Origin of the sequence: Paenibacillus paridis (genome assembly GCF_006345825.1) — a bacterium.
Taxonomy (GTDB): Bacteria; Bacillota; Bacilli; order Paenibacillales; family Paenibacillaceae; genus Pristimantibacillus; species Pristimantibacillus paridis.
Genome location: NZ_VCIX01000085.1, coordinates 143,767 through 170,027, shown reverse-complemented (window position 1 = coordinate 170,027; position 26,261 = coordinate 143,767). Strand labels below are relative to the sequence as shown.

Annotated in this window: 20 protein-coding genes, 1 other RNA gene and 1 riboswitch; of the genes, 4 read left to right on the top strand and 17 right to left on the bottom strand. The window is 47.1% G+C overall.

Annotated features, from left to right (window positions below):
- Nucleotides 1–57: 57 nt before the first annotated feature.
- From gntK to glgB, 6 genes are all read right to left on the bottom strand, one after another.
- Nucleotides 58–1,596 (bottom strand): gluconokinase, encoded by a 1,539-nt coding sequence (gntK, locus tag FJQ58_RS14155; protein ID WP_139994431.1) that lies wholly within the window; start codon nucleotides 1,594–1,596, stop codon nucleotides 58–60.
- 217 nt (nucleotides 1,597–1,813) lie between these two features.
- Nucleotides 1,814–3,796 carry a glycoside hydrolase family 15 protein gene (locus FJQ58_RS14150; RefSeq protein WP_139994429.1) on the bottom strand — a complete coding sequence of 661 codons (1,983 nt, stop codon included), beginning with the start codon at nucleotides 3,794–3,796 and terminating at the stop codon, nucleotides 1,814–1,816.
- On the bottom strand, nucleotides 3,778–5,241 hold the full coding sequence (gene glgA / locus FJQ58_RS14145) for a glycogen synthase GlgA (protein ID WP_139994427.1): 1,464 nt from the start codon (nucleotides 5,239–5,241) through the stop codon (nucleotides 3,778–3,780). Before glgA ends, FJQ58_RS14150 begins: the two co-directional genes overlap by 19 nt.
- A 137-nt stretch (nucleotides 5,242–5,378) precedes the next feature.
- Nucleotides 5,379–6,491 carry a glucose-1-phosphate adenylyltransferase subunit GlgD gene (glgD, locus tag FJQ58_RS14140; protein ID WP_139994425.1) on the bottom strand — a complete coding sequence of 371 codons (1,113 nt, stop codon included), beginning with the start codon at nucleotides 6,489–6,491 and terminating at the stop codon, nucleotides 5,379–5,381.
- A complete protein-coding gene (locus FJQ58_RS14135) occupies nucleotides 6,488–7,654 on the bottom strand; it encodes a glucose-1-phosphate adenylyltransferase (RefSeq protein WP_139994423.1) in 1,167 nt (388 codons plus the stop codon). Before FJQ58_RS14135 ends, glgD begins: the two co-directional genes overlap by 4 nt.
- Before the next feature lie 16 nt (nucleotides 7,655–7,670).
- Complete coding sequence (gene glgB / locus FJQ58_RS14130) at nucleotides 7,671–9,578, bottom strand: 1,4-alpha-glucan branching protein GlgB (protein WP_139994421.1); 1,908 nt, start codon at nucleotides 9,576–9,578, stop codon at nucleotides 7,671–7,673.
- Nucleotides 9,579–10,274: 696 nt separating this feature from the next.
- Here glgB and FJQ58_RS14120 point away from each other — a divergent pair.
- Entirely contained in the window at nucleotides 10,275–11,165 is an 891-nt protein-coding gene (locus FJQ58_RS14120) for a helix-turn-helix domain-containing protein (RefSeq protein ID WP_139994417.1), read from the top strand.
- 2 nt (nucleotides 11,166–11,167) lie between these two features.
- On the opposite strand, the gene helD is transcribed toward FJQ58_RS14120, so the two are convergent.
- Nucleotides 11,168–13,495, bottom strand: a complete 2,328-nt coding sequence (gene helD, locus FJQ58_RS14115; protein WP_139994415.1) for an RNA polymerase recycling motor HelD — start codon at nucleotides 13,493–13,495, stop codon at nucleotides 11,168–11,170.
- Between the two features lie 184 nt (nucleotides 13,496–13,679).
- A riboswitch (PreQ1 riboswitch) is annotated at nucleotides 13,680–13,724 on the top strand.
- A gap of 8 nt (nucleotides 13,725–13,732) precedes the next feature.
- Between helD and FJQ58_RS14110 the strand changes: the two genes are divergently transcribed.
- Nucleotides 13,733–14,452 (top strand): queuosine precursor transporter, encoded by a 720-nt coding sequence (locus FJQ58_RS14110; RefSeq protein WP_139994413.1) that lies wholly within the window; start codon nucleotides 13,733–13,735, stop codon nucleotides 14,450–14,452.
- 102 nt (nucleotides 14,453–14,554) lie between these two features.
- Here FJQ58_RS14110 and FJQ58_RS14105 read toward each other — a convergent pair whose 3' ends face one another.
- Nucleotides 14,555–16,876, bottom strand: a complete 2,322-nt coding sequence (locus FJQ58_RS14105; protein ID WP_162341500.1) for an alpha/beta hydrolase family protein — start codon at nucleotides 16,874–16,876, stop codon at nucleotides 14,555–14,557.
- Nucleotides 16,876–17,655, bottom strand: coding sequence for an ABC transporter ATP-binding protein (locus tag FJQ58_RS14100; RefSeq protein WP_139994409.1), 780 nt, complete (start codon nucleotides 17,653–17,655; stop codon nucleotides 16,876–16,878). Before FJQ58_RS14100 ends, FJQ58_RS14105 begins: the two co-directional genes overlap by 1 nt.
- A 160-nt stretch (nucleotides 17,656–17,815) precedes the next feature.
- Here FJQ58_RS14100 and FJQ58_RS14095 point away from each other — a divergent pair, with 160 nt between their 5' ends.
- Nucleotides 17,816–18,445 carry a GTP pyrophosphokinase gene (locus FJQ58_RS14095; RefSeq protein ID WP_139994407.1) on the top strand — a complete coding sequence of 210 codons (630 nt, stop codon included), beginning with the start codon at nucleotides 17,816–17,818 and terminating at the stop codon, nucleotides 18,443–18,445.
- A gap of 50 nt (nucleotides 18,446–18,495) precedes the next feature.
- On the opposite strand, the gene FJQ58_RS14090 is transcribed toward FJQ58_RS14095, so the two are convergent.
- Genes FJQ58_RS14090 through FJQ58_RS14080 form a run of 3 tightly spaced genes read right to left on the bottom strand, consistent with a single transcriptional unit; the run spans nucleotide 18,496 to nucleotide 19,684 of the window.
- On the bottom strand, nucleotides 18,496–18,909 hold the full coding sequence (locus FJQ58_RS14090; RefSeq protein ID WP_139994404.1) for a DUF4190 domain-containing protein: 414 nt from the start codon (nucleotides 18,907–18,909) through the stop codon (nucleotides 18,496–18,498).
- A 6-nt stretch (nucleotides 18,910–18,915) separates the two neighbouring features.
- Entirely contained in the window at nucleotides 18,916–19,128 is a 213-nt protein-coding gene (locus FJQ58_RS14085; RefSeq protein ID WP_139994402.1) for a DUF1540 domain-containing protein, read from the bottom strand.
- 55 nt (nucleotides 19,129–19,183) lie between these two features.
- Nucleotides 19,184–19,684: a YpuI family protein gene (locus FJQ58_RS14080; protein WP_139994400.1), complete on the bottom strand. Its 501-nt coding sequence runs from the start codon at nucleotides 19,682–19,684 to the stop codon at nucleotides 19,184–19,186.
- Nucleotides 19,685–19,867: 183 nt separating this feature from the next.
- On the opposite strand from FJQ58_RS14080, the gene FJQ58_RS14075 reads away from it, so the two are divergent.
- A complete protein-coding gene (locus tag FJQ58_RS14075; RefSeq protein ID WP_139994398.1) occupies nucleotides 19,868–21,715 on the top strand; it encodes a S8 family peptidase in 1,848 nt (615 codons plus the stop codon).
- Between the two features lie 68 nt (nucleotides 21,716–21,783).
- Here the strand turns inward: FJQ58_RS14075 and rnpB are convergent.
- The 5 genes from rnpB to rpoD form a co-directional block, all read right to left on the bottom strand.
- An RNA gene (rnpB, locus tag FJQ58_RS14070) (RNase P RNA component class A) lies at nucleotides 21,784–22,190 on the bottom strand.
- Nucleotides 22,191–22,290: 100 nt separating this feature from the next.
- A complete protein-coding gene (locus FJQ58_RS14065) occupies nucleotides 22,291–23,412 on the bottom strand; it encodes a Nif3-like dinuclear metal center hexameric protein (RefSeq protein WP_139994396.1) in 1,122 nt (373 codons plus the stop codon).
- On the bottom strand, nucleotides 23,379–24,161 hold the full coding sequence (locus tag FJQ58_RS14060) for a tRNA (adenine(22)-N(1))-methyltransferase (protein ID WP_139994394.1): 783 nt from the start codon (nucleotides 24,159–24,161) through the stop codon (nucleotides 23,379–23,381). The genes FJQ58_RS14065 and FJQ58_RS14060 overlap by 34 nt, the downstream gene beginning before the upstream one ends.
- The gene (locus tag FJQ58_RS14055) at nucleotides 24,161–24,997 is read right to left on the bottom strand and encodes a hypothetical protein (protein ID WP_139994392.1); all 837 of its coding nucleotides are present in this window, start codon (nucleotides 24,995–24,997) and stop codon (nucleotides 24,161–24,163) included. The genes FJQ58_RS14060 and FJQ58_RS14055 overlap by 1 nt, the downstream gene beginning before the upstream one ends.
- Before the next feature lie 123 nt (nucleotides 24,998–25,120).
- A complete protein-coding gene (rpoD, locus tag FJQ58_RS14050) occupies nucleotides 25,121–26,251 on the bottom strand; it encodes an RNA polymerase sigma factor RpoD (protein WP_110770581.1) in 1,131 nt (376 codons plus the stop codon).
- Between the last annotated feature and the right edge of the window lie 10 nt (nucleotides 26,252–26,261).

The window sequence follows — 26,261 nt, the reverse complement described above, 5'->3', positions numbered from 1 at the left end:
AACCATCACGCTAAACAAACAAAAACAGCCGTATCCCGGCTGTTTTTGTTATTTGGCCTAAACCCATTTTTGCTGAAAGGCTGCGATATTGGCATATTCCTCTGTAAGAAGCCGCGATACCCGTATATAAATCCGCATGAGCTCCGAATAGATCTCAGCATTTTTTGGGTTAGGCAAATGGAAATGGGAACCTCCTACCATATCAGCAACCACGTCCAGCGAGTCAATTTCTCCGATGCTGTACAAACCAAGAATAACAGCCCCTAGACAGGAACTTTCTATGCTTTCCGGCACATGCAATTCCTGATCAAAAATATCCGCCATCATCTGCCGCCATAACTCTGAGCGCGCAAAACCGCCCGTCGCCTGAATTTTTGTCGGTTTTCCCGTCAATTCCTCAAGTGCCATCAGCACGCTGTATAAATTGAAAATGACGCCCTCCAGCGCTGCGCGGATCAGATGCTCCTTCTTATGATGCAGTCCTAATCCAAAATAGGAACCTCGGGCATTAGCATCCCACAAAGGCGCTCGTTCCCCGGACAAATATGGATGGAAAATAAGCCCTTCCGATCCAGGCCTCGCTTTGGCCGCAAGCTCCGTGAGCAATTCATAGGGATCGATGCCCAGCTTATTGGCCGTTGCAATTTCTTCTGTGCCAATCTGATCGCGCACCCATCTGAAAATCATGCCTCCATTGTTCACCGGACCGCCGATCACCCAAAGCTTCTCTGTTAGCGCGTAACAAAAAATTCTTCCTTTCGGATCGGTAACCGGCCTATCGGTTACTGCGCGAATCGCACCGCTCGTTCCGATGGTTACCGCCACGACACCCGGTTCAATCGCATTGACACCTAGGTTGGACAGCACGCCATCACTAGCGCCCACAATAAACGGTGTTGAGGGCAATACTTTCATTTGAGAAGCATAGGGCTCCTCTAATCCTTCTAGCTTAAAGGTCGTCGGAACAAGCTCCGACAGCTTCTCCGGCGTTACCCCTGCGACCCTCAGAGCCTCCTCATCCCACTGCAGGTTTTCCAAGTTGAACATCCCCGTTGCAGATGCAATAGAAATATCAATCACATAGCGGCCGAACAATTTGAAGAAGACATATTCCTTAATCGAAATAAATTTATATGTAAGGTCAAACAGCTCTTTGTGCTCATGGCGCAGCCAGGTCAGCTTTGATAATGGAGACATCGGATGGATAGGCGTTCCCGTACGCAAATAGATGTCATGGCCGTTCCATTCGTTTTTTATTTTTTCAGTCCATTCCATACTTCGGTTATCCGCCCAGGTGATACATTTCGTAAGGGGAATGCCATCCGCATCAACGGCTATAACGCTGTGCATGGCAGAGCTAAAGGATACGCATAAAATATCTTCAGGCAGTACATTGCTCTTGGCAACAGCCTGTCCAATGGTTTCTACCACCGCATTAAATATTTCATCAGGGTCCTGCTCCGCAATGGCGGGAGATGGAGAATGGAGCGGGTATTCCTTGCCGTGGCTTGCCACGATTGTGCCTTTCGCCGTAAAGAGCACCGACTTTGTGCTCGTCGTGCCAATATCAACTCCGATTACATATTTTCTATTCAACTTATGACCTCCGTATGCTGATTCTAGCGCTATAACCTGGAATCGTATTCATCTACCTTGTATTTTCTACAATAACGCTCTTTATGCATTTATTCAATCCGCTGGTATCTGGATGATCGCTTCTGAGTGCATTCCTTTCAGCAAAAAGACCTTGCACGCTCGTTGAGCAGCATGCAAGGTCTTTTTTTGTATCCATCGATACGTATGCAGCGAGCAATTAAAATCCGTTTGCCTCTGCTTCAGCACGTAGACGTTTATATTTTTCTGCATATTTGCTGACGCTGTGCACAACCGTTGCATGTGACCAGGTTAGCGGCGCAACAGACAATGGTGAGCCGTCGTAAGGATTCAACTGCTCCGGCAGCAGGCCGCTTTGCAGCGCATGATCCGATACCCATTGCAGCGTCTGACGCGGGCCTTCCAGCTCTGCTAACGTTTTGGCGGAATCAATCTCGAAATTGGCAACCCACAACGTACAAATAATCCATGGATTTCCAGGCACCTTATCGATTTCGCCGGATTGCTGGAAGTAATAATCGTTCGTATAGCGGGCGATGCCTCCGATATGCGTTTTAACTTGAAGCCCTTCCTTAATGGCTACCATCGTCTGAACAACACGGTAATCATCTACCGGAAGGACCCCAAATTCCAGAACGCCGAACAAACTGCTCTCCAGCGTCATGTCCTTCACCCAGCGATTATCCTTTTGGATAAGGCCACGCGCGAAACGTCCCGTTTCTTCATCCCACAGATGCGTAATCATCCCGTGCTTAATCGCTTCTGCCGTGCTTTTGTAATGGTCGCTGCGTTCGTAATCGCCGAATAAATCCGTAAAGAACGAAGCCGCCATCAGCCCACCATAGACAGAGGCCGCCGTGTACGTCCAAATGCCGTAGCGCTCCTCCCACAAATCGTAGCTAGGCTTAGGAAGCGATAAGGAATGCTCCATATAGGAGCTAAGAAATGAAGCAGCTTTCCGGATTAAATTGCTGTAAAGCGATTGTGGCAGCTCAATGACCTGATTCCGGGAATAGTCCTTCCATAAGGCGAACAGCACAAGCGCCGTCTCATCTTCTTGGATGGGCAAACGTCTGCTTCCTTGCACGATATAAGGATGCCAGCTTGAGCCGACCGTGCCATCCGGATTGTATTTGTGATACAAATAACCCTCAGGTGACAACGCCTGCGCGCAAAAATGGAAAAACGGCGCAATGACGCTCTGATAGCCAGCCATAGACATCGCATCCGCAATGAGCGCTCCGTCACGCGGCCACATATAGCTGTAATGATCACGGTTATATTGCAAAATATCCGTATCATTTGCCGCTAATATAGCCCCCCGCTCATCGACCTGCGTCCGCACGAGCAGCAGGCTTTGCTTGAACATCTTCACCACATCCGGGGGCAGATCGCCAAGGTCGGATTCGGCACGGCGCAGCCAATGCTTCCAGTAAATCACCATGCGGCTTAGCAGCTTTTCGGGATGGTTTTCCTGCACATATTGGTTCAGCTCTTTGACTTCTTCTAAGTTTTGACCGATCGACATCCAATAGTAAATCGATTTCTCGTTATTAGGAGGAACAACCGTGCGGAAGCTAATCGTGCTATCCACGGAGCCTTGAGCAATCGAATTGCCCATAAGCACGCCATCCTCCGCATCGCGCCATGTTCCTTCCGCGGACTGGAATCGTTTGATCCCCGTTGAATACTGGGTCATGCCCCCTTCATCGGAGAAGCCGTTAAACATGAAATAATTGTTTCTCTTGTAATGGTAAAGAGTATGATTTTCCGGATAGTAGACCGCAGTGTCACCCACTTCCGTTCCATCGATCATCAAGTCCTGATGGAAAAACAGGCGAACCTCTTTGGTATCATTTGTTCGATTGCGAATCACAACGCGTTTTATATAAATGCACTCGCGCTGGTGAATGCCATCGTTCATGTGGAGCTCAATTCCTAAGCCGTCATGCCTCGCTGTAATGTTCGTAACCAAGGAATCCTCTACATAATCGAGATCGAACTGCCATGCCGGCTCATCGAGCCAGCTGAAAGAACCTTCTACCCATACCCCCAAGCGACAATACTGACCGCCGACGTGATTCAACTGTCCGACGAACGGATAATAAATATCCCGAATATAACAATGCTGATCCAAATTGAGGAGCATCTTACCGTTGCCGATTACAAGATGACGGGCCATGAATCGTTCTCCTTTCGGTGCGCTAAAAGTTGTGAATAAACGGATATATAGGCTTTGGCGGAGCGGTTCCAGCTGTAATCCTCTTTGTTGCCATTATTCACAATCTGCTTCCAGACTTCCTCATTACGGTATAGAGCGAGCGCCCTGCGTACGGTATGCATATAATCGTGCGCGTTGTAATTCGTAAAGCTGAAGCCGTTTCCTTCGCCATTATATTCGTTGTAGGCTTGTACCGTGTCCTTTAGTCCGCCAGTCTCCCGAACGATTGGGACGGAACGATAGCGCAGCGCAAGAAGCTGACTGAGGCCGCAAGGCTCGAATTGGGAGGGCATCGCGAATATATCCGAGCCCGCATAGATGCGGCGTGCCAGTCTGTCATCATAGCCGATCCATACTTTAACCTTATCGGGATGGCGGTATGCCGCATCGTTGAAGAAATGCTCATACTGCGCATCGCCTGCTCCCAAGATTACGAATTGAACATCCTCATGGAGAATCTCCTCAAATGTGGCAGTAATCAGGTCAAAGCCTTTTTGTTCCACTAAACGCGATACGATGCCGATTAGCGGAATTTCCTCCGATTGCGGCAAGCCAAGCTCTCGTTGCAGCTCCACTTTATTTTTCCGCTTGCGGCTGATTGAGTTGCGGTAAGGCACTTCCAGCGCAGCATCATTCATCGGATCAAATAGCTCGTCATCAATGCCGTTTACTATGCCGATCAAATCACCGGAACGGTACCTAAGCAAGGAATCTAGCTTCTCGCCAAAATATTCGGTTTGGATTTCCTCAGCATAGGTATTGCTGACCGTCGTCAGCTTGTCTGCATAAACAAGGCCACCCTTCATACAGCTTCCCGCGCCATGAAATTCAAGGCTGTCCGCATAAAACATATCATGGCCTACGCCAAGCAGATCCTGCAAATGCTCGATGCCGAACAACCCTTGATATTTCAGGTTATGAATCGTAAATACGGACTTGGTGTATGCCCAGGCCGGATCATAAAAGTATCTTGTCTTTAGCAAGAATGGGATCAGGCCGGTTTGCCAATCATGGCAATGAACGATATCCGGATGAAAATCCATATAGCGGACAGCCTCCATCACCGCAAAGCAAAAGAAGACAAATCGCTCGGCATCGTCATCGTAGCCATACAGTCCATGCCGCTTAAAATAGTGCTCGTTATCAATTAAATAATAGGTGACGCCTTCAAACTCAGCCTTTAACAAACCGCAATATTGATTTCGCCAGCCGAAGGAAACGTTAAACGTTGCGATTTGAACAAACTGCCCGATAAGAGCAGCAGGGATTTGTGCATATTTGGGCAATACAACCCTGGTATCAACGCCTCGCTTATTCAGCGCCTTAGGGAGCGCCCCTGCAACGTCGGCGAGTCCGCCCGTCTTCGCAAGCGGCACAGCTTCAGAGGTTGCGAACAAAATGTTCATAGGATTCTCCTTTCTTATTGACGCCGCTTGAGCATCTGCATCAACCCAATTGGAAACAGCATTAGTCTTCCTATCGCGTTAAAGGGCATATGTCGCGGCAAATCATCTCATGATGGTCGATTTTTCAAACTATAAAATTATATAATTTTTCGCTTGCCAGCAAGGAATGGCGCGCTGGCAGCGCCACGGATATCACGGTCAGCCTCTACGCGAACATCCTTGTCCAAGATGCTATGTTGTAAAATACTATTTTCTCCAATAACGCCGTTTTGCATGACAATGCTGTTACTGACAACGGCTCCTTTTTGTACATGAACGCCCCTGAACAATATACTGTTATTAACAGTCCCTTCAATCCGGCAGCCGTTCGCAATGAGCGAGTTCGTTGCTTTGGAGCTGCCTAAATAGCGGGCCGGCGGTTCATCTTTCACCTTCGTATAAATAGGTCCCGGTTGATAAAAGAGTTCCTTCCAAACGTCGGGGTCTAGTAAATTCATATTATTGCGATAATAGCTGCTAAGCGTATTTACAACGCCTAAATAACCTTCATACATATAACCGTATACGTTCAGCTTATCCAGTCGGGAGAAGATCGCATGCCGCACGAGATGATCCTGGCCTTGCGCTAGCGAAGTTTCAACAAGCTCCATTAGTAAATCCTTGCGCATAATATACATTTCCATTGAGCTGATGTCGCTTGCCATACGGCCATAGTGATCCTGAATAGCTGTAATACGGCCATCCTCATTCATCTTCACCTTGCGCGCCTTGCCTGCCAGCAAATCCTCCTGCTGCTTGCAAACCACCGTGATATCCGCTTCGCGCTCCACATGGAACTGGATAACCTTCTCAAAATCGATATTGCAGACCATATGGCTGCGCGTAATGACAACATATTCCAAAGAAGAACGATTAAAATAATCGCGCTGTTGATAGAAATGGTATAGATCACCGCGGCTGATTTCCTGAATGTCATCGGTTGCCGGCGGGAGCACGAACAATCCGCTTTGGCGGTGCTGCAAATCCCAATGCTTGCCGGAACCCAAATGGTCCATAAGGGAACGGTATTTCGTATGGGCAAAAACCGCCACCTTGGAAATGCCGGAGTTGACCATGCTCGACAACACAAAGTCGATCAAGCGGTATCTAGCGCCGAAGGGAACCGTAGCAAGGCAGCGGCCTTGCGTCAAATACTCCAGCTCATCCGTTTCGTGAATTAAATTAATGACGCCCATGACTTTATGCTTCATGAGTGCTCCACCTCCTGCAGCAAATGATCATTGGTTACATATTGATCCACGGCAATGACAGTAATGGCATCATCATCCGGGCTTCCGATGGTTACGCCCGCCTGCACGACCGCGCCTTCGCCAATAATGGCTCTATATATACGGGCACCTTCCCCGATGCGGACATTCGGCATGATGACCGACTCTGAGATAACGGTATTTTTAGCTGCTTTTACGCCATAGAACAATACGGAACGGTCAATAATACCCTCGATCATGCAGCCTTCGGTAATCAACGAGGCTGAAACCTCGGCCGTTGCTCCAATATGCTGAGCCGGCTGATTGGGGCTGACGGAATAGATTCGCCAATCGGGATCTGCCAGCTCCAGCGGCGGCTCATCGGCAAGCAAATCCATGTTAGCCTCCCAGAGGCTTTCAATTGTGCCGACATCCTTCCAATACCCTTTGAAAGGATAAGAATGCAGCCGTTTCCCGTCGCGCATCATCGCAGGAATAAGATCCTTGCCAAAGTCATGGCTCGAGCTCCGGCTCGCTTCGTCATAGATTAAATATTTTTGAAGCTCGGACCAGGTGAAAATATAAACGCCCATAGAAGCAATATTGCTCGTCGGATTTTTCGGTTTCTCTTCGAATGCCGTAATCCGATCCTCGTCGTCGATGTGCATGACGCCAAATCGGCTTGCTTCCTTCCAGTCCACCTCGATACCCGCAATGGTCACATCCGCGCCTGAGCGCTTATGATGCTGAAGCATTAGCTCATAGTCCATTTTATAAATATGATCGCCTGAGATGATCAGCACATATTCAGGATTATAAGGCTCAATAAAGGACATGTTTTGATAAATCGCATTGGCTGTTCCCTTATACCAGACGCCGCCTTTTTGTTTCATAAATGGCGGCAGGATCGTCATGCCCCCATCTCGGCGATCAAGTCCCCACGGGCTGCCGATGCCAAGATAGCGATTAAGCTCAAGCGGCTGGTATTGCGTAAGAACACCTACCGTATCGATCCCCGAATGGGCGCAATTGCTCAAAGTAAAATCAATAATTCTGTATTTACCCCCGAAATAGACAGCTGGTTTAGCTAAATCCTTCGTTAGCACGCCAAGTCTTTTCCCTTCGCCGCCTGCAAGCAGCATAGCGATCATTTCTTTACGGCCCATGGACACCAACTCCCTCTCAAAGTGTGTTCCCCTGATCATAGCTGATTAATTGGAATGCAAGGGGAGGTAAGTGAAGCGTAATGCTTTGGTTGTGACCGTGCCAGGCGACGTTTTCGCTGCTGTAGCAAATTTCTGGTTGTGTTTGCGTTCCGCCATATTGCTTGTCATTGCTATTTATGAAAGAGCGGTATGAACCTGGCTCTGGAACACCGATACGATAATTTGGGTAATCATTTCTGGAGAAATTGGCGATGGCGATGGTGAAATCGGCATTTCCCCTTCGGATAAAGGAAACGACCGACTGTTCTGCATTATGGACGTCAATCCATTGGAAGCAATCCGGGTCTCGGTCCCGTTCCCATAAGGAAGGCTGATGGAGATAGGCATGATTGAGTTTTTTGACGTAATGCTGCATGCCATGGTGCATGTCGTAATCGAGCACCATCCAGTCCAGCATATCGCCGTCTTTCCACTCGTCGTACTGCCCCCACTCGCTGCCCATGAACAGCAATTTTTTGCCGGGGTGAGACATCCAAAATCCGTAAAACAATCGCAGCTGAGCAAATTTTTCTTCGTAGCTACCGGGCATTTTATTTAATAGGGATCGTTTTCCGTGCACAACTTCGTCATGTGATAGTGGCAGAACATAATTTTCTGAAAATGCGTATAGGAGCGAGAATGTAATGAGATGGTGGTTTTGCGAGCGTTCGGGTGGATCCAGCGCCATATAGCGCAGCATATCGTTCATCCAGCCCATATTCCATTTAAAATTAAATCCGAGGCCGCCTTTGTAGGTAGGCGAAGTCACGGCAGGCCATGCAGATGAATCTTCGGCTAGCATTAATGTGTCGGGGTAATAATGAAACACGGTTTCATTGAGTTTCTTGATGAAGCGCAGAGCGTCTAAATTTTCTGAGCCGCCTAATTCATTATAGGTGAACATTTCAGGCGGTTTGTCCATATGTAAATTAATCATGTTAGCGACAGCGTCCACTCGCAAGCCGTCGATATGAAAGACATCCATCCAATACAGCGCGTTGGAAATGAGAAAGCTCATGACCTCTTTCTTTCCGAAATCAAAAGAAAGTGTTCCCCATAGCGGCTTCTCTGCGCGTTTGGCGTCTGCGCCTTCAAAAATCGGCGTTCCGTCAAAAAGACGAAGCCCGTGATCATCCTTGCAGAAATGCCCAGGTACCCAGTCTAAAATAACGCCTAGCCCTGCTTGATGGCATTTGTCCACAAAGTGCATGAACTGCTTTGGCGTGCCATAACGGCTAGTTACGCTGTAAAAACCGGTAATCTGGTAGCCCCAGGATTGATCTAGCGGATGTTCTGCCAGCGGCATTAACTCAACATGCGTGTAACCCATGTCGGCAACATAAGGAATCAACTCTTCAGCCAATTCTTCATAAGTATAAAAGTCTTCTTTTCCCTTTATTTTCCAAGATCCCGCATGCGCCTCATAAATAAGCAACGGGTTGGAATAGGGGGAGTGTTGACGCTTGTGCTCTGTCCAAGTTTGGTCCTCCCACTCGTAACCGGATAAACTCGTTACGATAGAAGCGGTTCCCGGGCGGCGCTCTGAAAAAAAAGCATAGGGATCAGCTTTCCGAATGACGCTTCCGTCGGAAGCAATCAATTCATACTTGTACAGTTCCCCTTCTCCAATATACGGGATAAACAGATTGAAGATGCCTGTCGTACCAACATTATCCATAACATGTTGCTTACCGACCCAATCGTTGAAACCGCCAATGACTCTAACTTCAGCAGCATTCGGAGCCCAAACCGCGAACCGAACACCATCCTTGCCCTTCACTCGCACAGGATGAGCACCCATAAAACGGTAGCTGTGATAAGAACTTCCTTCATTGAATAAATATAGATCCTTGTGTGATAATCCGTTAGGTGCTTGTTGAACCATTCTTGGTTTCACCTCCCTGATGGACGATCTATGATGAGAATCAATGAACTGCGTCAGCATCACTTACCCACATTATACATGGTTTCATGAAAAAAACACAGTCGTTTTCATAGATTTCGACAGCTTATTTTTGCCAAATGTCAGATTAAGTGACATTAATCTGACTTGCCCTAATGACGCGTTGAATGTAATAATGTTTTGAACAATACCCTTTAGTTATTGATGTTTTTGAGCAATTTACCCATTTGCAGTCTACCACTTGTTTCGCTCGGCGGGGTCTAACGATAAACGGATCACCATGCCTTAACATACGCTGATGATGCATCGCGCAAAGGTCCTTCGCTTTAATCGGCTTCAAACAGTTTTCTATGCTGCAATAATTCATATTCAGTCTCCCCTGTGCTTTTGCCAATTCGGTCATTAAGCGATATGGTTGTTTGCTATCATATTATCGGGAAATGGAAATAGAATAAAGCCTGCTGTGGGTTTGTTTTGATCGATTTTGAATCACTTAGGAGGATAATGCACGATCTACGTTTCCGTTAAGCTATCAAGTTTAAATAATTAAACTCATTTTACGTATTTGAAACTGCAACCAAAACGACATATTCATACCCTTGTTTGAAGGCAAGGGCTATTTTATACTTTTAATAGCTTAATAGGATATTTAATGGAAATTATAAGGAGTGTCTAGGTTTGTCGATTTATGAACATGTTTTTCAAATGATGGATCAGCCCATGTTGATTTTGGTCCAGGATGCTAACGGAGTGCGAATCGAAGATGCGAATCAAGCTTTTATTCGAATGACCGGCTATACGATCAATGAGCTTCAATCCGAAAAAGGCAGCCTATTTCTGAAGGAATATAAAATAGAAACCTCGGTGCCCGTTTTAAAAAGCGAAGTCAGTATTTTAACCAAGCAAAAAAAGTTATTGCCCGTAAGATTGGACCAGCAGCCATTGCCCAGATGCAGCGCTAATTCATCCAAACGTTCCTTTGTTATCTTTGAAGATCTAACCCCTTACAAATGGATTGAGCAGCAGTCTGAAAAAAATAAAGTACTCATAAGCGGCATTGTAGACCGACATGAACATATCCGTTTTTTGCGAGACAGCCTTGGCCATTCCTTGTTCGAAGCCCAGCAGATGAATGACGAATCACTGCTCCAATTTGTTGCCGATACAGAGCAGGGACCCATGAGACAAGTGCTACAAAAAGCCAAGCTAGACAAAGAAGAGAGAAGTTTGACCATCCGAACAAGCAAGTTAAGCGGCATTGAATTGAACATGTCGGTTACATTCGCCCCAATCCTTGATGGGTTCGGTGATGTTCGGGAATTTGCATTTGTCATTTGGGATTTAAATCCCATTGACGATCAAATCGATGCCTCGCAGAAGCTGAGAATATGGATGGCCAAGAAAGATATGTCCGCTGGACATCTCTCTGCTCTAACCGGCATCTCCATACAAACCATTTCGAAGCTGCGCAACGGAAAAATCTTAAAGCCCCAAAGACTGACAGCAGAGCTGATCGCTTCGGAGCTTCAAGTGGATGTTCATGAGATTTGGCAAGAAATTAGAAAATAAAACTAGGGGATAAACCTAGTGAGTTTACCCGTATAAAAGAGATGCAGCTCATGCATGGCTCTTGTGCAAGCGGTATAGAACAGTTTCCGTTCACTTTCCCGTCCGTAATACTCCTCGCCTGCATTGCTGATTATTACCGCATCAAACTCAACGCCCTTGGCTAGGTAAGAGGGAATAACAACAATGCCCTTCTCGAAGGTGACCGTTTCTTTTTCGACTAACCGAAGGGTATGCAGCTCCTGCTGCAATTCCGCAAATACCCGTTTGCTTTCGGCAGCCGTTTTGCAAATGACTGCAATCGATTGGTAACCCGCATCGACCAAATGCCCAATTTTATCTCCCATTGCTTTCACCAGCTGTACTTCATCGGACACTTGGGTTATCGTCGGTTCTTCACCGTCACGGTTAAAGGGCTCAATTAGGTCTCCGCCCTCGATCATTCGGCTCGTGAAAGCTACGATTGGCTGGGTTGAGCGGTAGCTTCGGGTCAATATAATCTTCTCAGTTTCTTCTTCACTGTAGATTTCGGCTAATGGCTCAAATCCGTTTCCTGTGACAGCATGCGCAAAAATAGATTGATTCAAATCGCCGAGCACCGTCATTTTGCAGTTAGGGAAAATTCGCTTCAGATAATGATATTGGAACGGTGAATAGTCCTGTGCCTCGTCAATGAATAAATGCTTCACGGATGTATTCGTATGGAAGCCTTCGAGCTTTTCTTTTAAATATAAATAAGGAGTCGCGTCCTCATAAAAAATGATGCCATTATTCAAGCTAGCTATCGTCTGGCCGCTTATTTCCTGCCACTGCGCCGGAAGCTCGTGCCCGCTAGCCTTCAAACGCTCACTCAGGAGCGCCTCATGATCAAAGAAGCGTTTGTAAATCGTGGGAACATCCAAAAACGTAAGCCGCTTCACTCTTCTTCGCAGCCTTTTGAACTTCTCCTGTACAACCATTGCCGCTAAATAATCCCGCTCAGCGTCAAAATCGTCGAATGAGCTTCCCGAAAAGCGGTTTTTGCGCTGCAGCTCCTCGTAAGCCTTAGAATAAGCCTCTTGATCCAACAGCTCGATCTCCTCTTGCACCCATTCCTGTTCTCTCTCTTCCTTGCTTAAACGCGTCAATTCCTTAAGCATCCACTCCGCCGTCAGCCTCATCCGGTTGCCAATGGAAATGGAGCGGTCCCCTTTATAGAACTGCTCCGCGATCAATTCTTCCGATATGAGCGTGCGCCCTTTAAATACTACGGCTCGAAACGCAAGACCGCCATGCCCGAGCTCTGCAGCATAGCCATCGATAAGATGCATGAAAGCTAAGCTTGATTTGTACGTAATGCCGGCAATTCTTGCCTCATAGCCTTCTTCGTCAACAGCTGCCAGCGTATATTCCATTTGGGAAAACGGATCTTCAAGCGTATAGGTTTTGGCCAGCCTATGCTCTAGATATTGCTGATAGGTCGTTTGCTGCATATTTTGTTCGCCCAGCTCAGGAAGGACGGTTGCAATGTAGCTGTTGAACATCGGATTTGGTGAAAATAATACAATTTGATCCGCATTCAAAATCCCTCGGTAGCGGTAAAGCAAGTAAGCAACCCTCTGAAGCGCTGCCGAGGTTTTGCCGCTGCCCGCTGCGCCTTGAACGATAAGCAGCCTTGCCCGTTCGTTACGGATAATGCGATTTTGTTCCCTTTGTATCGTAGCAACGATGCTTTTCATTTGCGCATCGGACTGCTTGCCAAGCACTTCTTGCAGGAGCTCGTCGCCAATCGTAACGCCGGTATCGAACATACTTCGGATCTCAGCGTCCCGGATGATGAATTGTCGCTTCAATGATAATTCGCCACTAATTTTGCCGCTAGGCGTCTCGTATTGAACAGGTCCCGGCCCAAAATCATAATAAAGACTGGATACGGGCGCTCTCCAATCATAGATCAAATACTCGTAGCCGCTCTCGTCAAGGAGCGAACCCACCCCTAGATAAATGGCTTCCGACTTCACTTGCCCATCTTCATTCAAATCGATCCTTCCAAAATAAGGAGAATGTTCTAGCTTTAAAAGCGTTTTAAGCTGCTCCTCGGCATGCCGATAGCTTCTTTCCCGCTCAGACAGTACTTCAGCTTGCTGCTTCATACTGGCATGAGACTCAGCAGATTCCGCCGCATCTTCAAAGTTAAGTGTCACATCATCCCAAAAATCACGCCTAATATCGACAATATCCCCGCGGAGACCGCCAACCTGTTTCTGAAACTCCTCTATTCGCGAGCGTATGATTAGCGTAACATCATCCACGCGCTGCTGCTCTTGCTCCAATTGCATATTTTGCTCCGTCATACTTTCACTCCTCAACCACGAATAAGATATTTCCACGATTAACGTAACTTGCTATAAAACAGTAACATCCATTCTACCATCTTCTGCTAGGTAATTAAAAGGCAAAGAATCGCTATTGCCGCCTCCCGAAGAAGCGTTTATAATGACTAAGGCAGAAAAACGAATAGAAGTAAGTTTCAACATGTTTTCCGCGGTTCGAAAACTCCCGCGTTAACAAAACTAGGAGGTTTATTTAGGATGTTTAATTTGTGGTTCGGCGCGATCTTCATGCTTGTGCACTTTTCATTATTTCTGCTTTCCTACCGTTTCTTCGGGCGGATCGGCATTTATGCTTGGATTGGAATGGCGACTGTGCTGGCCAATATTCAGGTTGTGAAAACCATCGACATTCATGCTTTCGGCATGATTATTGCCATAACGCTCGGAAATACCATGTACGGTACCATTTATTTGGCATCTGACCTGCTAAATGAGAAGTATGGCGAGAAAGCGGCCAAGAAGGCCGTCTGGTTTGGCTTCTTCACGTTAATTGCCACAACCATTATTATGCAGATGGCGCTGCTCTTTAATCCCCATAATGAACAATTCCCCTTGCAGGTACAAGATGCACTCGAAACCTTGTTTGGCTTGATGCCGCGTATCGCGCTTGGCAGTTTATGTGCGTATTTTGTAAGTCAATTTCTCGACGTAAAGATCTACTCGGTCTTAAAGCGTTTATGCCCTGCTCCTAATCAGTTATGGATTCGGAATAATGGCAGCACTGCGGTAAGTCAGCTCGTCGATACGTTTATCTTTTGTACAATCGCCTTTGCAGGCGCTTCCGGATACAGCAGCGAGCTTTGGCTCTCCATTTTCGTATCCACCTACGTGATTAAATTTATTGTATCGCTTTGTTCGACACCCTTTTTATATGCAGCCAGGAGCTTCACTTTCTCAGAGGATAAGGAAGGCGCATAAGGCTGATCTCAATAAACTCATGCTTAGAATTTTTGCGACGAGAGCGGAATAGGCCACAAAAGCGGGACTGCCAACTGCCTGGCGTCCCGCTTTTGTGCTTCTCTAAGGCATAAATCCTATATCATCGAGCATAACCTTGCCTGGTCCGCTAACGAATCTGAATTTAATCCGGCTAATGTCCTTTGGTGTAATTAACGAATCAGATGAGCTGAACTGTTCCATTGGCAGGACATAGGTTTGAAATACAGGTTCTGTGGCTTCCTTATATTTTTCATCCTTAATTCTCTCCTCAAGCCATGCAAACGTCATAAATGACGTGTAAGCAGGCGGAGCAACTGGCATTACATCCGCAAGCTCAAGCTCTCGGCTTTCTCCATCCAAGGTCGTAACTTCAATTTCCACAACAGGAAGCGGCGGCAATTCTGCATCCACAGAAGTGCTGTTTGCTGCATCCTGCTCACCCTCGGTTCCGAGCAGATCCCGCTCCAAATTTGCCATGGAGAAAACGAGATTGCTTTCCGTCATGCCTTCAGCGCCAAGCGTCGTTTCGGGAGAAAGCACCAGCTCATATTCTGCACCTGCTTCATGCCATTCCAGCTCTATGCCTTTCGTTCCTTTGTTTTTCCCGTCACGGTCCTCGGCTGACGCAATTTGCCATTCCTTCATGCCAGTTGCGGTTGCTTTGACGCCGTCCTTCAGGCTCGTCTTGCGTGTTTCGTTATCGTAACGGGCAATTTCCGTAAACTGTGCTTCCTCATAACGGTTCGTATATAGCGTTTGCGGCAGCCAGGCAAGACCCACCCGATAATCCTTAAACAAGGATTTGTAAGAGGTATCCCCCAGTAAAGTCGCCTGCAGGAAGGCGGATACATACACCTTCGAAATCTGTCGCTGCTCCTCCGCCTTTAATAACTGCTTCCGGCTCAAAAACAAGCCGCCAGGCGGACGTTCATCCATTCTTCCCCAATCAGAGTTGAATTGGCTATGATTTGCATCCGCAATATACAGGGCAGCTTTGAATTGATTTGCTTGCTCCTGAAAGGTCGTTCTGCTGTACTGCCGATCACCGTAAAAATTGTTGACATCAGCATCTCTTGCACCCTGCAATGTCAAATAGTTCACATCCGAAAGGTTAGCGGACTTGTCGTCTACTTGTTTGTCTGTAGGCGCTATGGCTATGACCGATTCGATCGTGATTTCATCCAAGCTCCCTAGCGACTGGTCGTCCCTAAACCAGCGATCGGAGTCCGCAGCCATCGCTACAGCCTGGCCACCCCGAGAATGGCCTATCAAAGCTACTTTCTCCAAATCAACCTGTGCATAAAATGGATTGCCCGTCGTTTCACTAAACTGCTTGATTTGCTGTAAATGTTTGAGGAGTACCCAGGCTCGGACCTTCATATCGTTATTGGGAATTCCCGACCATACGGAATAATTCAGAAAATTCTCATCGACAGAAACCGCAATGATGCCTTTGCTCGCTAACAGCTCCCCCAGATAATCATAACCTCCATCAGAGAAATCCTCCATGAGATGGTTCCCATGGACCATCAATGCAATCGGAAAAGGCCCTTCTCCCTCAGGCATCCAGACACGGCCATTTAACGGCAGCTCATGCTCATCGAACCCCCAGAAACGAGTTTTCAGCCCTGACCATTTCGTAATGTAAGCAGAAGCATCGACTCCCGAAGACCGTACATTCACATCCTTGCCAAAAAGGCTTCTATGCTTATCTTGTCCGCTCCCGTAAGTGAACGCATCAAAGGCCAAATCCCCCTGTTTAGAGGGATTAGGCAATGCTAAATCAACGAGGCTTGCATCGGTTTGCTGTACAAATTCCATTGCCCTCTGCGGCAATGCCGCGTCTGCTGGGTAATAAGTTGTAGCAAATATAGCGACAACGGCAGCTGCTGCGCCCACCGCAACGCTTGCTCTCCCCTTTGGCTTTAATTGCAATTTCATAAGAGATGCCAAAAGCATACCGGCTAGTGCTCCAATCGACGTGAAACTTAAGGCGACGATAGCTGACAAAAGCTCTCCTAATTCGGCATAGTACAATATAAAATAAGTCTCTAGTGCTGTATAGATAAATACAGCTAAAAACCTGCGTGGAAATGGAAGGAAAAGCAAATGAAACAGGAATGACACAATAATGGCTGCCGTACTCATTGCAGCAAGATTAACGAATAGAAAAATAATAAGATCCACGCTTGTGCCTAAACCTGTTGGCATGCCAAGCACAGCAGTCGCCATAGCTATCGAACCAAATAGTGCCATACTTCCTGTAGCGACTCGCCAATGATAGTGATCACGGCTGTTGCGCGTGGCAAAGCGGTAGCCAACCCACGATTTCAACTGTTCCCGTTTGCGCGGCTGAGGTGGCAGCGGCGCCTGCTGCTCTGGTTCATGTAATATTAAGTCCATCATTCTCCTTGAACCGATAGCCAGTTCCGCCCATCACGCCTTTGAATATGGACCGGCACTGCAAAAAAATCACTCATCGTTGCCGATGTGAGCACTTCAGAGGTCTCTCTGGCTGCGAAAACTTTCCCTTCTTTAATCAGGAGCGTCTTTGTAAAGCAAGGCAGGATCTCCTCGACGTGGTGCGTTACATAGACAATTGTGGGAGCGTCCTTCTCTGCCGCTACGGCTGCGATCATTTGAAGCAATTGCTCGCGAGCAAACACATCAAGACCCGTACATGGCTCGTCCAATATGAGCAGCTTCGGCGAAGCCATGAGCGCACGGGCAATGAGCACGCGCTGACGTTCGCCTTGCGAGAGAGTATCATAAGTACGATTGATTAATGCGGTACATCCGAGTGACTCCATCAAGTTCTCCGCATGGCTTACATCCTCTACATTTGTTTCATCATACAAACCGATAGTCGCGAATTTTCCGCTCAGCACGATTTTTAACGCCGTTTCACTTCCATACAGCTTTTGCTGCAGCGAAGTGCTAACCCAGCCTATGCTCTTGCGAAGCTCGCGCAAATCAAACTCTCCGAACTTTTTGTCCAGCACGGACATGCTTCCCTCCGTCGGCCATATATAACCATTGATCATGTTAAGCAATGTCGTTTTGCCGGAGCCATTCAGACCAAGCAAGCACCAGTGCTCCCCGTTTTGAACGGTCCAGTTTATGTTTTGCAATATTTTCTGCTCATTTCGATCCCAAGAAACATTTTGTATATCTATAATCATTTGGCGTTCTCCCCTCAGTTGACAATTACGCAGGCTATAAATTTGACTTGGCTTATATTATCGACCATTATAATAATACAACGATTAACGACACGTTGGAACAAAGAGACCTTACCCACAACAAATATACATATTCGCCATATCAGGAGTGATCTGCAAAATGAAAACAAGCCAGCTTAAGCAATGGGCTCATTTTTTTCTGACTTATAAATTTGCGCTTGATGCCGTAGAAACAAAACTTAACATTTTAAATGAAGAATTTCAATTTATTCATGATTATAATCCCATTGAGCACATGAAAACAAGAATAAAAGCGCCAGAGAGCGTCATGCAAAAGCTGCAGCGCAAAGGGCTTGATATTACGCTCGAAGATGCGAAAAAGCATATCCGCGATATTGCAGGCGTGCGCGTCATTTGCTCCTTCTCTACGGATATTTACCAAATTGTCGATATGATTAGCAAGCAAAGCGATGTACGTGTTGTGGAGCTTAAGGATTATGTCATCAACCCGAAGCCGAACGGCTATCAAAGCATACATTTGCTCATCGAAATTCCTGTCTTCCTAACCGACAGGACAGAGAATGTGCTTGTCGAAATTCAAATTCGCACAATTGCCATGGACTTTTGGGCTAGCTTGGAGCATAAGATTTATTACAAATTCAATGAACAAATTCCTCCGCATATTCAGCAGCAGCTTAAAGGCTCGGCAGATATGATTCATTTGCTTGACCGCGAAATGCTGGCTTTGAACGTGGAAGTGCAGAAACATCGAGAACAAGCCTTGAAATAACAAAAGAAGCTCCCGCCCATTATATTGGGAAGGAGCTTCTTTTCTGTGGTTTAGGTTATCGCATAATAAAAGGGCACAATAATTAAATTCAATGCAACTGCAATAAGTCCGATTGCCATAGACCAACCGCCGAGCCCGCGTGCGCCTTGCCGGTATGCGATAAAGCCAAGCACGACGGATGTAGCACCCATCAGTACAGGCCAGATAAACCAAGAAGCTATCGCAAATACAAGCGACACCCATCCAAGCGCATAACCGCCAGACAATGCCTCTGGCTCAACACGTTCCACATGCCGGTCCTCACTCCGCTCCCCATACAAGCCTGGCTGGCTTACCGCAAAATCTGCAGCCATTTCCTCATTGACATCAAGCAATCGATCAGAGCCTACAATCGGATGGCTAGCATCAGCCGAATGATCGCGTTCATCCAACAATTTTTTATAGTCGTCCTCATAGTTCCCCATCAATCCTCACTCCTTTGGTTTAAAGGTAAGGCAGCATGTTGATTTGGATTGCTCCGCTTGATCCTGATGGAATAATCCAAGATCATCTCCGGCAAATTCCTCGTTAAAATGTGCACCGGCATGCTGGTCGATTTCGATATTGATTTCGCTTGCTCCGCAATTGTTGCCTTCCTTCCAGAAGTTACAGTTGGCTACACTACAAGATACGCCTTTTGGCATAAGAAAAATCACCTCCACTATCAAGTTTCCCTGACTGAAGGTGATTCATTCTGCCTTATTTTTGTCCTTGCATGCGACGCTGCGTCATGTAGTCGTTCTCGTAGTAAGCCAATTCGTCACGCAGCTCTTCGAAAACCTTGGAGACGCTAAGTACGATATCACGTGAATCGCGACCGGGTTTGAAACGGAAGCGGATGGCATCCTGGCCGGTATAGGCATATCTGCCATCTTCGGAGTAGCATTCGTTTTTGGGATAGAAAAACGCACTTACGCATTGGTGATACACTTCATAAAGTACGCGTTCAGCATATTCAGTATCAAAATTGGGCCGTCTGAGTAATACTCCCAGCTTTTCAACCGAGACTTCAGAAAACACCAATAAATGTCTCAAATCGGATAAAAGGCCTTTGTAAAACAGCTGCGTTTCTTCCGCTTGGTCCTCTCCCGTTAATTGGATCAGCGAGTTGTTATTCAGAAACGGCTCCAGCTGGTTAACCGCATCCTTCAGTTTGGTACGAGTTGATTCCGTAAGCGATTTGACGTTAGCAGTTGGCATATAGGTAGTTCCCCTTTCATAATCCAAACACGCGTAAAAACTACAATCATCATTATCGTACCACAAATTACATGGAAGTGGTACTGGCGATTGACGCTTTTGACTCGCATATTTTCCGCCCCAAAACCCGAACCTATAGTTTAGGCTTAGCTCAAAACAGATCGATAAATGGAGGTCTCAAGCATGTCAAGAAAATGGATAGGTGCCCTTACAATTTTAGCCTTAGCTGCCTTGCTTATACCTACTACGTCCATATTTGCGCCAAAGGATGTCAAGAAAGCTCCGCAGACGACTAATTTCTCTGCCAAGCGTGAGCATACGCTCAAAATGGCAACGCTCCAAAATGACATGAAGGCAACGGCCATGCTTTGCGCATCAGAATGCTCTAAGGATTTTCAGAAGCTGATGAGCACTGGCATGGGATCAAAGGAAACCGCGGAAGGAAAAATCGAGCATATGATGCATGAGCACATGCATATGAACTACATTAGCTGGATTTCAGGCAACCGCAGCGTGAACCGCGGCTCCATTCCTAAGATGGAGGGTGGCAAAACAGAGGTTTACGTTCATGAAGCAAAAGCTCAAGTTGCCAGAGGTGCCAAATACGAATCACCTGCTTTCACAACAAAGGACGGCAGTCGATACATGGTGCTCGGCGTACCGGATTCCAAGCACGCCGGCATTGGGGTTGTTGGTGTAATCAAACAGGATATCGTTCAATCCGTGGAAAAACATCAGCTGCGCAATCTGAGATTGGTGCCTTATCCCGCTGAAGGAAATTATAAAATTGAATCGGTTAAACCGAATTCAACGACCGATACGACTGTCCGTACGGGTGAAGACAACGGCAATGCAAGCCACTACCATGTTCGGGATGTCGTTGTTCATTTTGCCAAAGATTTGACTCCTGCTGATCTTGAACGCGTAAAGCGCGATATTAATGCAGAGTCCGTCAAACGAATTGGAGATACTTATGTATTTCGTTCCCGCAACATGGAAACTGATCAGCTCATTCCATATTTCAAACAATCGTGGAGTACCGAATATACGGAGCCCCATTACCTTTATATGACCAATGAAAAATCAAGCACAATCGTGCCAAATGACTCTTTATATTCAGAGTACCAATGGAACTTGCCATCCATCGAAACGGAAAAGGGCTGGGACGTATCCAAAGGCAGTGATCAAGTGATTATCGCTGTTCTCGACACCGGCGTGCAAAGCAACCATCCCGACTTGAAGGGGAAAATTATAAAAGGCACGAATATTGTTGATGAATCCGCAGAACCGGATGATGATGTAGGCCATGGCACGCATGTATCAGGCATTATTGGGGCAACCGTCAATAATGGCGAAGGCGTTGCCGGGCTATCGTGGTACAACAAAATCATGCCTGTAAAGGTGCTTGACAGCAGTGGTGCAGGCTCTACTTATTCGGTAGCCCAAGGTATCATATGGGCCGTCGACCATGGCGCAAAAGTCATTAACATGAGTCTTGGCAATTACGCGCAGGCGGATTTCCTGCATGATGCCATCAAATATGCTTATGACCACGATGTGGTTATGATCGCAGCGAGCGGCAACGACAATACGGATCGCCCTGGCTATCCGGCAGCTTATCCCGAGGTATTCGCAGTTGCAGCCACGGACAGCAACAAGGAGAAGGCTTCTTTCTCCAATTATGGCGACTACATCGATGTGGCAGCACCGGGTGACAACATTGCCAGCACTTATCCCGGCAGCCAATATGCAGCATTGTCAGGCACATCCATGGCAAGTCCACATGTCGCGGCACTTGCTGGACTGATTCGATCCGTCAATCCCGAGCTTTCGAATGTAGAAGTCATGGAGCTGATGCGGAAAACATCCATTGATCTCGGTGCCAAAGGAAAAGACGATTACTTCGGTTATGGCGAAATCGATATTGACAAAGCGCTTCAAGCAGCTTCGAAATTCGGAGGAGCCTTGCAAACCTATCCCGATCAAGTGAAACGAAGACTTGAAAGGATTATGACAAAATACGAAAGGTAACGTCATCCTATTGACGAGAAAGCACCCATCGCTATGCGATGGGTGCTCTTTGTTTGTTTTAAGTTCGTGCGGAAAGTTTGTCGTAAGCCGGGTTCTGTACTTCTAGTGGTCCAAACGGGAACGACCCTCCCACGAAGAAGCGACAATCATCTATCTAGGCCGTACATTGCTATACGGCTCCAGCAACCAACCCGGACGCGCCTCAGGCTAAGGCTGCAGCTTAGGGGCTGCGGCGTCCTCTCGGTCTTGCTCCAGATGGGGTTTACCAGGAACGTAGTCACCTATGCTCCTCGTGGTCTCTTACACCACGGTTCCACCCTTACCTGTACCGGCATAAAGCCGGCCATCGGCGGTCCATTTCTGTGGCACTATCCTTCAGCTCGCGCTGACTGGACGTTATCCAGCATCCTGCCTTGCGGAGCCCGGACTTTCCTCTCGCGGCAACAAGGCCGCCAGCGATTGTCTGTCAAACTTTCCGTGGCGTCGTTAAGTATACAAGGTATTATTGAAAAGTTCAACCCTGAATGTGAATCTGTTCAAGAAAGCTTCATTTAAAACCTATAACGCCCGATCGACTATACGAATGTGAACGGCTCCGTATTGAGTGCAGATGCAATCGCCTTGGTATCCGATTTACTGCTTGCTAGCTGTTGATTCAGCCAATCGGCTACCTGCTGCTTCATAACCTTCTCTATGTTATGACCGGGATCGATAATTGTCATTCCAGCTGCCAGCGCGTCATGGGCGGTATGGTAATCAATGTCTCCGGTAATCAGCACATCTGCTCCTGCGAATACGGCATGGCGTACATATTTGGCCCCTGCTCCGCCAAGTACGGCTGCTTTGTGTATCGTCCGGTCAAGAGGGCCGACTACCCGTACAGCTGGCACATCGAAGATCCGCTTTGCTTGCTCCGCAAGCTCGCCGAGCGTAATGGCTTCCTTCAGCTTCCCCGATCGGCCGAGCCCGAAGGAGCGGCCTTTCAGATCCACCGGATACAAATCGTAAGCAACTTCCTCATAGGGATGAGCTTTGAGCATCGCTTGTACCGTCTTGCGATGAACACTGTGTGGAACAATCGTCTCCACTCGGACTTCGTCCACTCGCTCCAGCTTGCCTTCTTCCCCAATATAGGGCGTTGTGCCTTCGCCAGGAATGAATGTACCGGTTCCTTTGATCGTAAAGCTGCAATTGCTGTAGTTCCCGATCTGACCCGCTCCTGCACGCCAGACAGCCTCCTGCACTTGCCCTTGATGAGACTCTGGCACGAAGACGACCAATTTATACAATTTATCCGTATGGACTTCCTCTAGGCATTGTCGGCCTTCAGGTACGATACCAACAAGATCGGCAAGCCAGTCATTGATTCCCCCATCGGCAACATCCAGATTCGTATGTGAAATATAAACGGCTATATCATTTTTAATGAGCTTTTCGTATAAACGTCCTGCTGCGGTAGACGTATCCAGCTTAGCCAGCGGTCGGTAAATAATCGCATGATGGGCGATAATAAGCTCCGCTCCCTGCTCAATAGCTTCATCTACTACCGCATCCGTCACATCTAAAGCGATAAGTATTTTTTTGACGGGTTTATTCAGTGTTCCAAGCTGAAGGCCAATCTTATCATTTTCAACCGCGTAATGCTTGGGAGCCAACTGCTCCATTAGCTGGATGACGGTTTGTCCATGAGCAAACATTGTAATACCTCCTCAATGACATTCATTTCCGCTAACATTTGCTCACGTTTTATCGCGGATTCGGCTAGCTCCGACTCCGATAGCTGTCCGCAAATTCTAGCAAGCTTATTCAGCTCATGCCGCCATTTCTTGAATAAAGCCGGCTTTGGATCACGAAGCAAATGAGGCCCCATTTGCAGCAGGATTTTGCGTAAACCGCCGGGCTGAAGCGACAGCTTCAAAAATTGGCCGTTGTAGAGCTCGTCATTGCGCGCTTGTACATCGGATATCCGAATCGCATGCATGACTTCATAAATCTTGCCATCCTCTTCAACGATGCTCTCATCTGACAAATACCAATCATGCTCTAGGAGCCAAACACGGACAAACTCTTCCCCCACATTTGGCTGCAATACAAGTTCCTGAACGCCTTCGAGCTTTCTTGTTGCTCGTCCAGCCTCCAAAATCTCGCTCATTAAACTGCCGCCCATTCCTGCGATGGTTACCGTATCTGCTTCGCCCTTGTCCAGAACATTCAAACCGTCGCCTTGCCGGACCGTTAAGCGGTCTGAAAGACCTGCATCCGCTCCCTGTTTCCTAGCCGCCTCAAAAGGCCCCCGGTTGAGCTCTCCCGCAATGGCAGATGGGGATTTGCCCGATTGCAGCAAATATACCGGCAGCATCGCATGGTCCGAGCCAATGTCTGCGACTCGTGATCCTTCTGTTACATAATCCGCAATCAATTGCAGACGTTTAGAAAGTTTTAACATTATACAACCCACACCATCCATTTTTTTCGCATTGAAAATAATAATCCGCCGCCAACTGCAATTTTGATGATAAGCTGCAGTTGCAGCCAAATTGCCTCATCAACAAACATGACGGAATACAGCTCCGGCATGAACCAAACCAATGAGCAGGTCACAAACAGAACGGCAGACACTGCTTTGGACCATCGGTTGAAAAACCAGCTGCTCCAGCCAAACAAGCAGGCAATCGGCAGCCAATAAAGCTGAACCTCATACCATTTCGGATCTATCATGAATTGAGAAAGCAGCCAAGCATAGACCAGAATCGCCGCTAACCAGCCGCATAAATGGAGCATTGAAATGCGGGCAGTAATGCCATAAACAACCCAGAAAAGTGAGCAAAAAGCAACTAACCCGGTTTTCCAGCCCCAATGATCGATCTCGTGAAGGTTCAACATATATAATCCGCCGCCAAGCAGCAGGAGCATTCCCGTGCTTGTTATAGCCAAACCAGCCGCTTCATTTCGGCGCCTGAGGCGCTGTCCAATCCGCAAAAAAAGAACGACTGCGAGCGACACGACTGCCATTTGCAATAAGGGATGAAATTCGTTAAAATAAAGCACAACAAAGGAAATTAAGGTAAAAGTTCCAAATGTAAGTAACCACTGCATACCAGTTGCTCGTTGTACAGCTGCTATTGCTTTTCCGACGGTATGATGCTGTTCTTTGGTTGTAGGGATCGCATCTTGTTCAGCATATAAATTGAGCAGAAAGTCACAATATTGATCTGGCAGCAGCTTGCTGCGCCGCCAATGATCAATTTCTTTCACGATAATTTGCCGACGATCCTGATTCATGGATTCCCGCTATCCTTTCAATATCGACTTGAGTGCTCGCAAGTCCCTATGTATGAGCGTTATTTTTTAGAAAAAAGACCTCGCTGCACGTGCAGAAAGGTCACTATTTTCAAACATAAAGTTTTATTCAAGGAAATCCTTCAAACGTTTGCTGCGGCTTGGGTGACGCAGCTTGCGAAGTGCTTTGGCTTCGATCTGACGAATACGCTCACGCGTTACTCCAAATACTTTGCCCACTTCTTCAAGCGTACGCGTACGTCCATCATCAAGTCCAAAGCGGAGACGAAGTACATTTTCTTCACGCTCGGTCAGCGTATCAAGCACGTCCTCTAGCTGCTCTTTGAGCAGTTCGTACGCAGCCGCATCTGCAGGAGCTAGCGCTTCTTGGTCTTCAATGAAATCTCCAAGATGTGAATCATCTTCTTCCCCGATCGGAGTCTCCAATGAAACAGGCTCTTGAGCGATTTTCATGATCTCGCGAACTTTTTCGGTACTTAGCTCCATCTCAGCCGCAATTTCCTCTGGTGTCGGTTCGCGCCCAAGCTCTTGCAGCAATTGACGAGAAACCCGAATCAGCTTATTGATCGTCTCCACCATGTGAACCGGAATCCGGATCGTCCGAGCTTGGTCAGCAATCGCGCGCGTGATCGCTTGACGAATCCACCAAGTCGCATACGTACTGAACTTAAAGCCCTTCTGGTGGTCAAACTTCTCAACCGCTTTGATAAGGCCCATATTGCCTTCTTGAATTAAATCAAGAAACAACATTCCCCTACCGACATAACGCTTTGCAATACTTACGACAAGGCGCAAGTTAGCTTCCGCAAGTCTTCGTTTGGCTTCTTCGTCGCCATTCTCAATTCGCTGTGCAAGCTCAACCTCGTCATCTGCGGAAAGAAGCGGAACACGGCCGATTTCTTTTAAGTACATCCGTACGGGATCATTAATCTTGATGCCTGGAGGCAGTGCAAGATCATCATCAAAGTTGAAGTCGTCCTGCTCGCGTTCTTGCTCTTCCCCGCCGGCAGCGAGTGGATTTTCTTCATCGTTTTCATTCAGTACCTCAATACCAAAATCATCGAGCTGCTCGAAAAATTCATCAATTTGTTCTGGATCTTGATCGAACGGAGCCAACTTATCCATAATTTCTTTGTACGTCAAAGATGACCTCTTCTTGCCTTGTTCAATCAGTTGATCCTTCACATGATCCAGTTTTTGTTCAGTATCTAGTTCAGTATGTTGATCATTCGCCATAATCCGACTC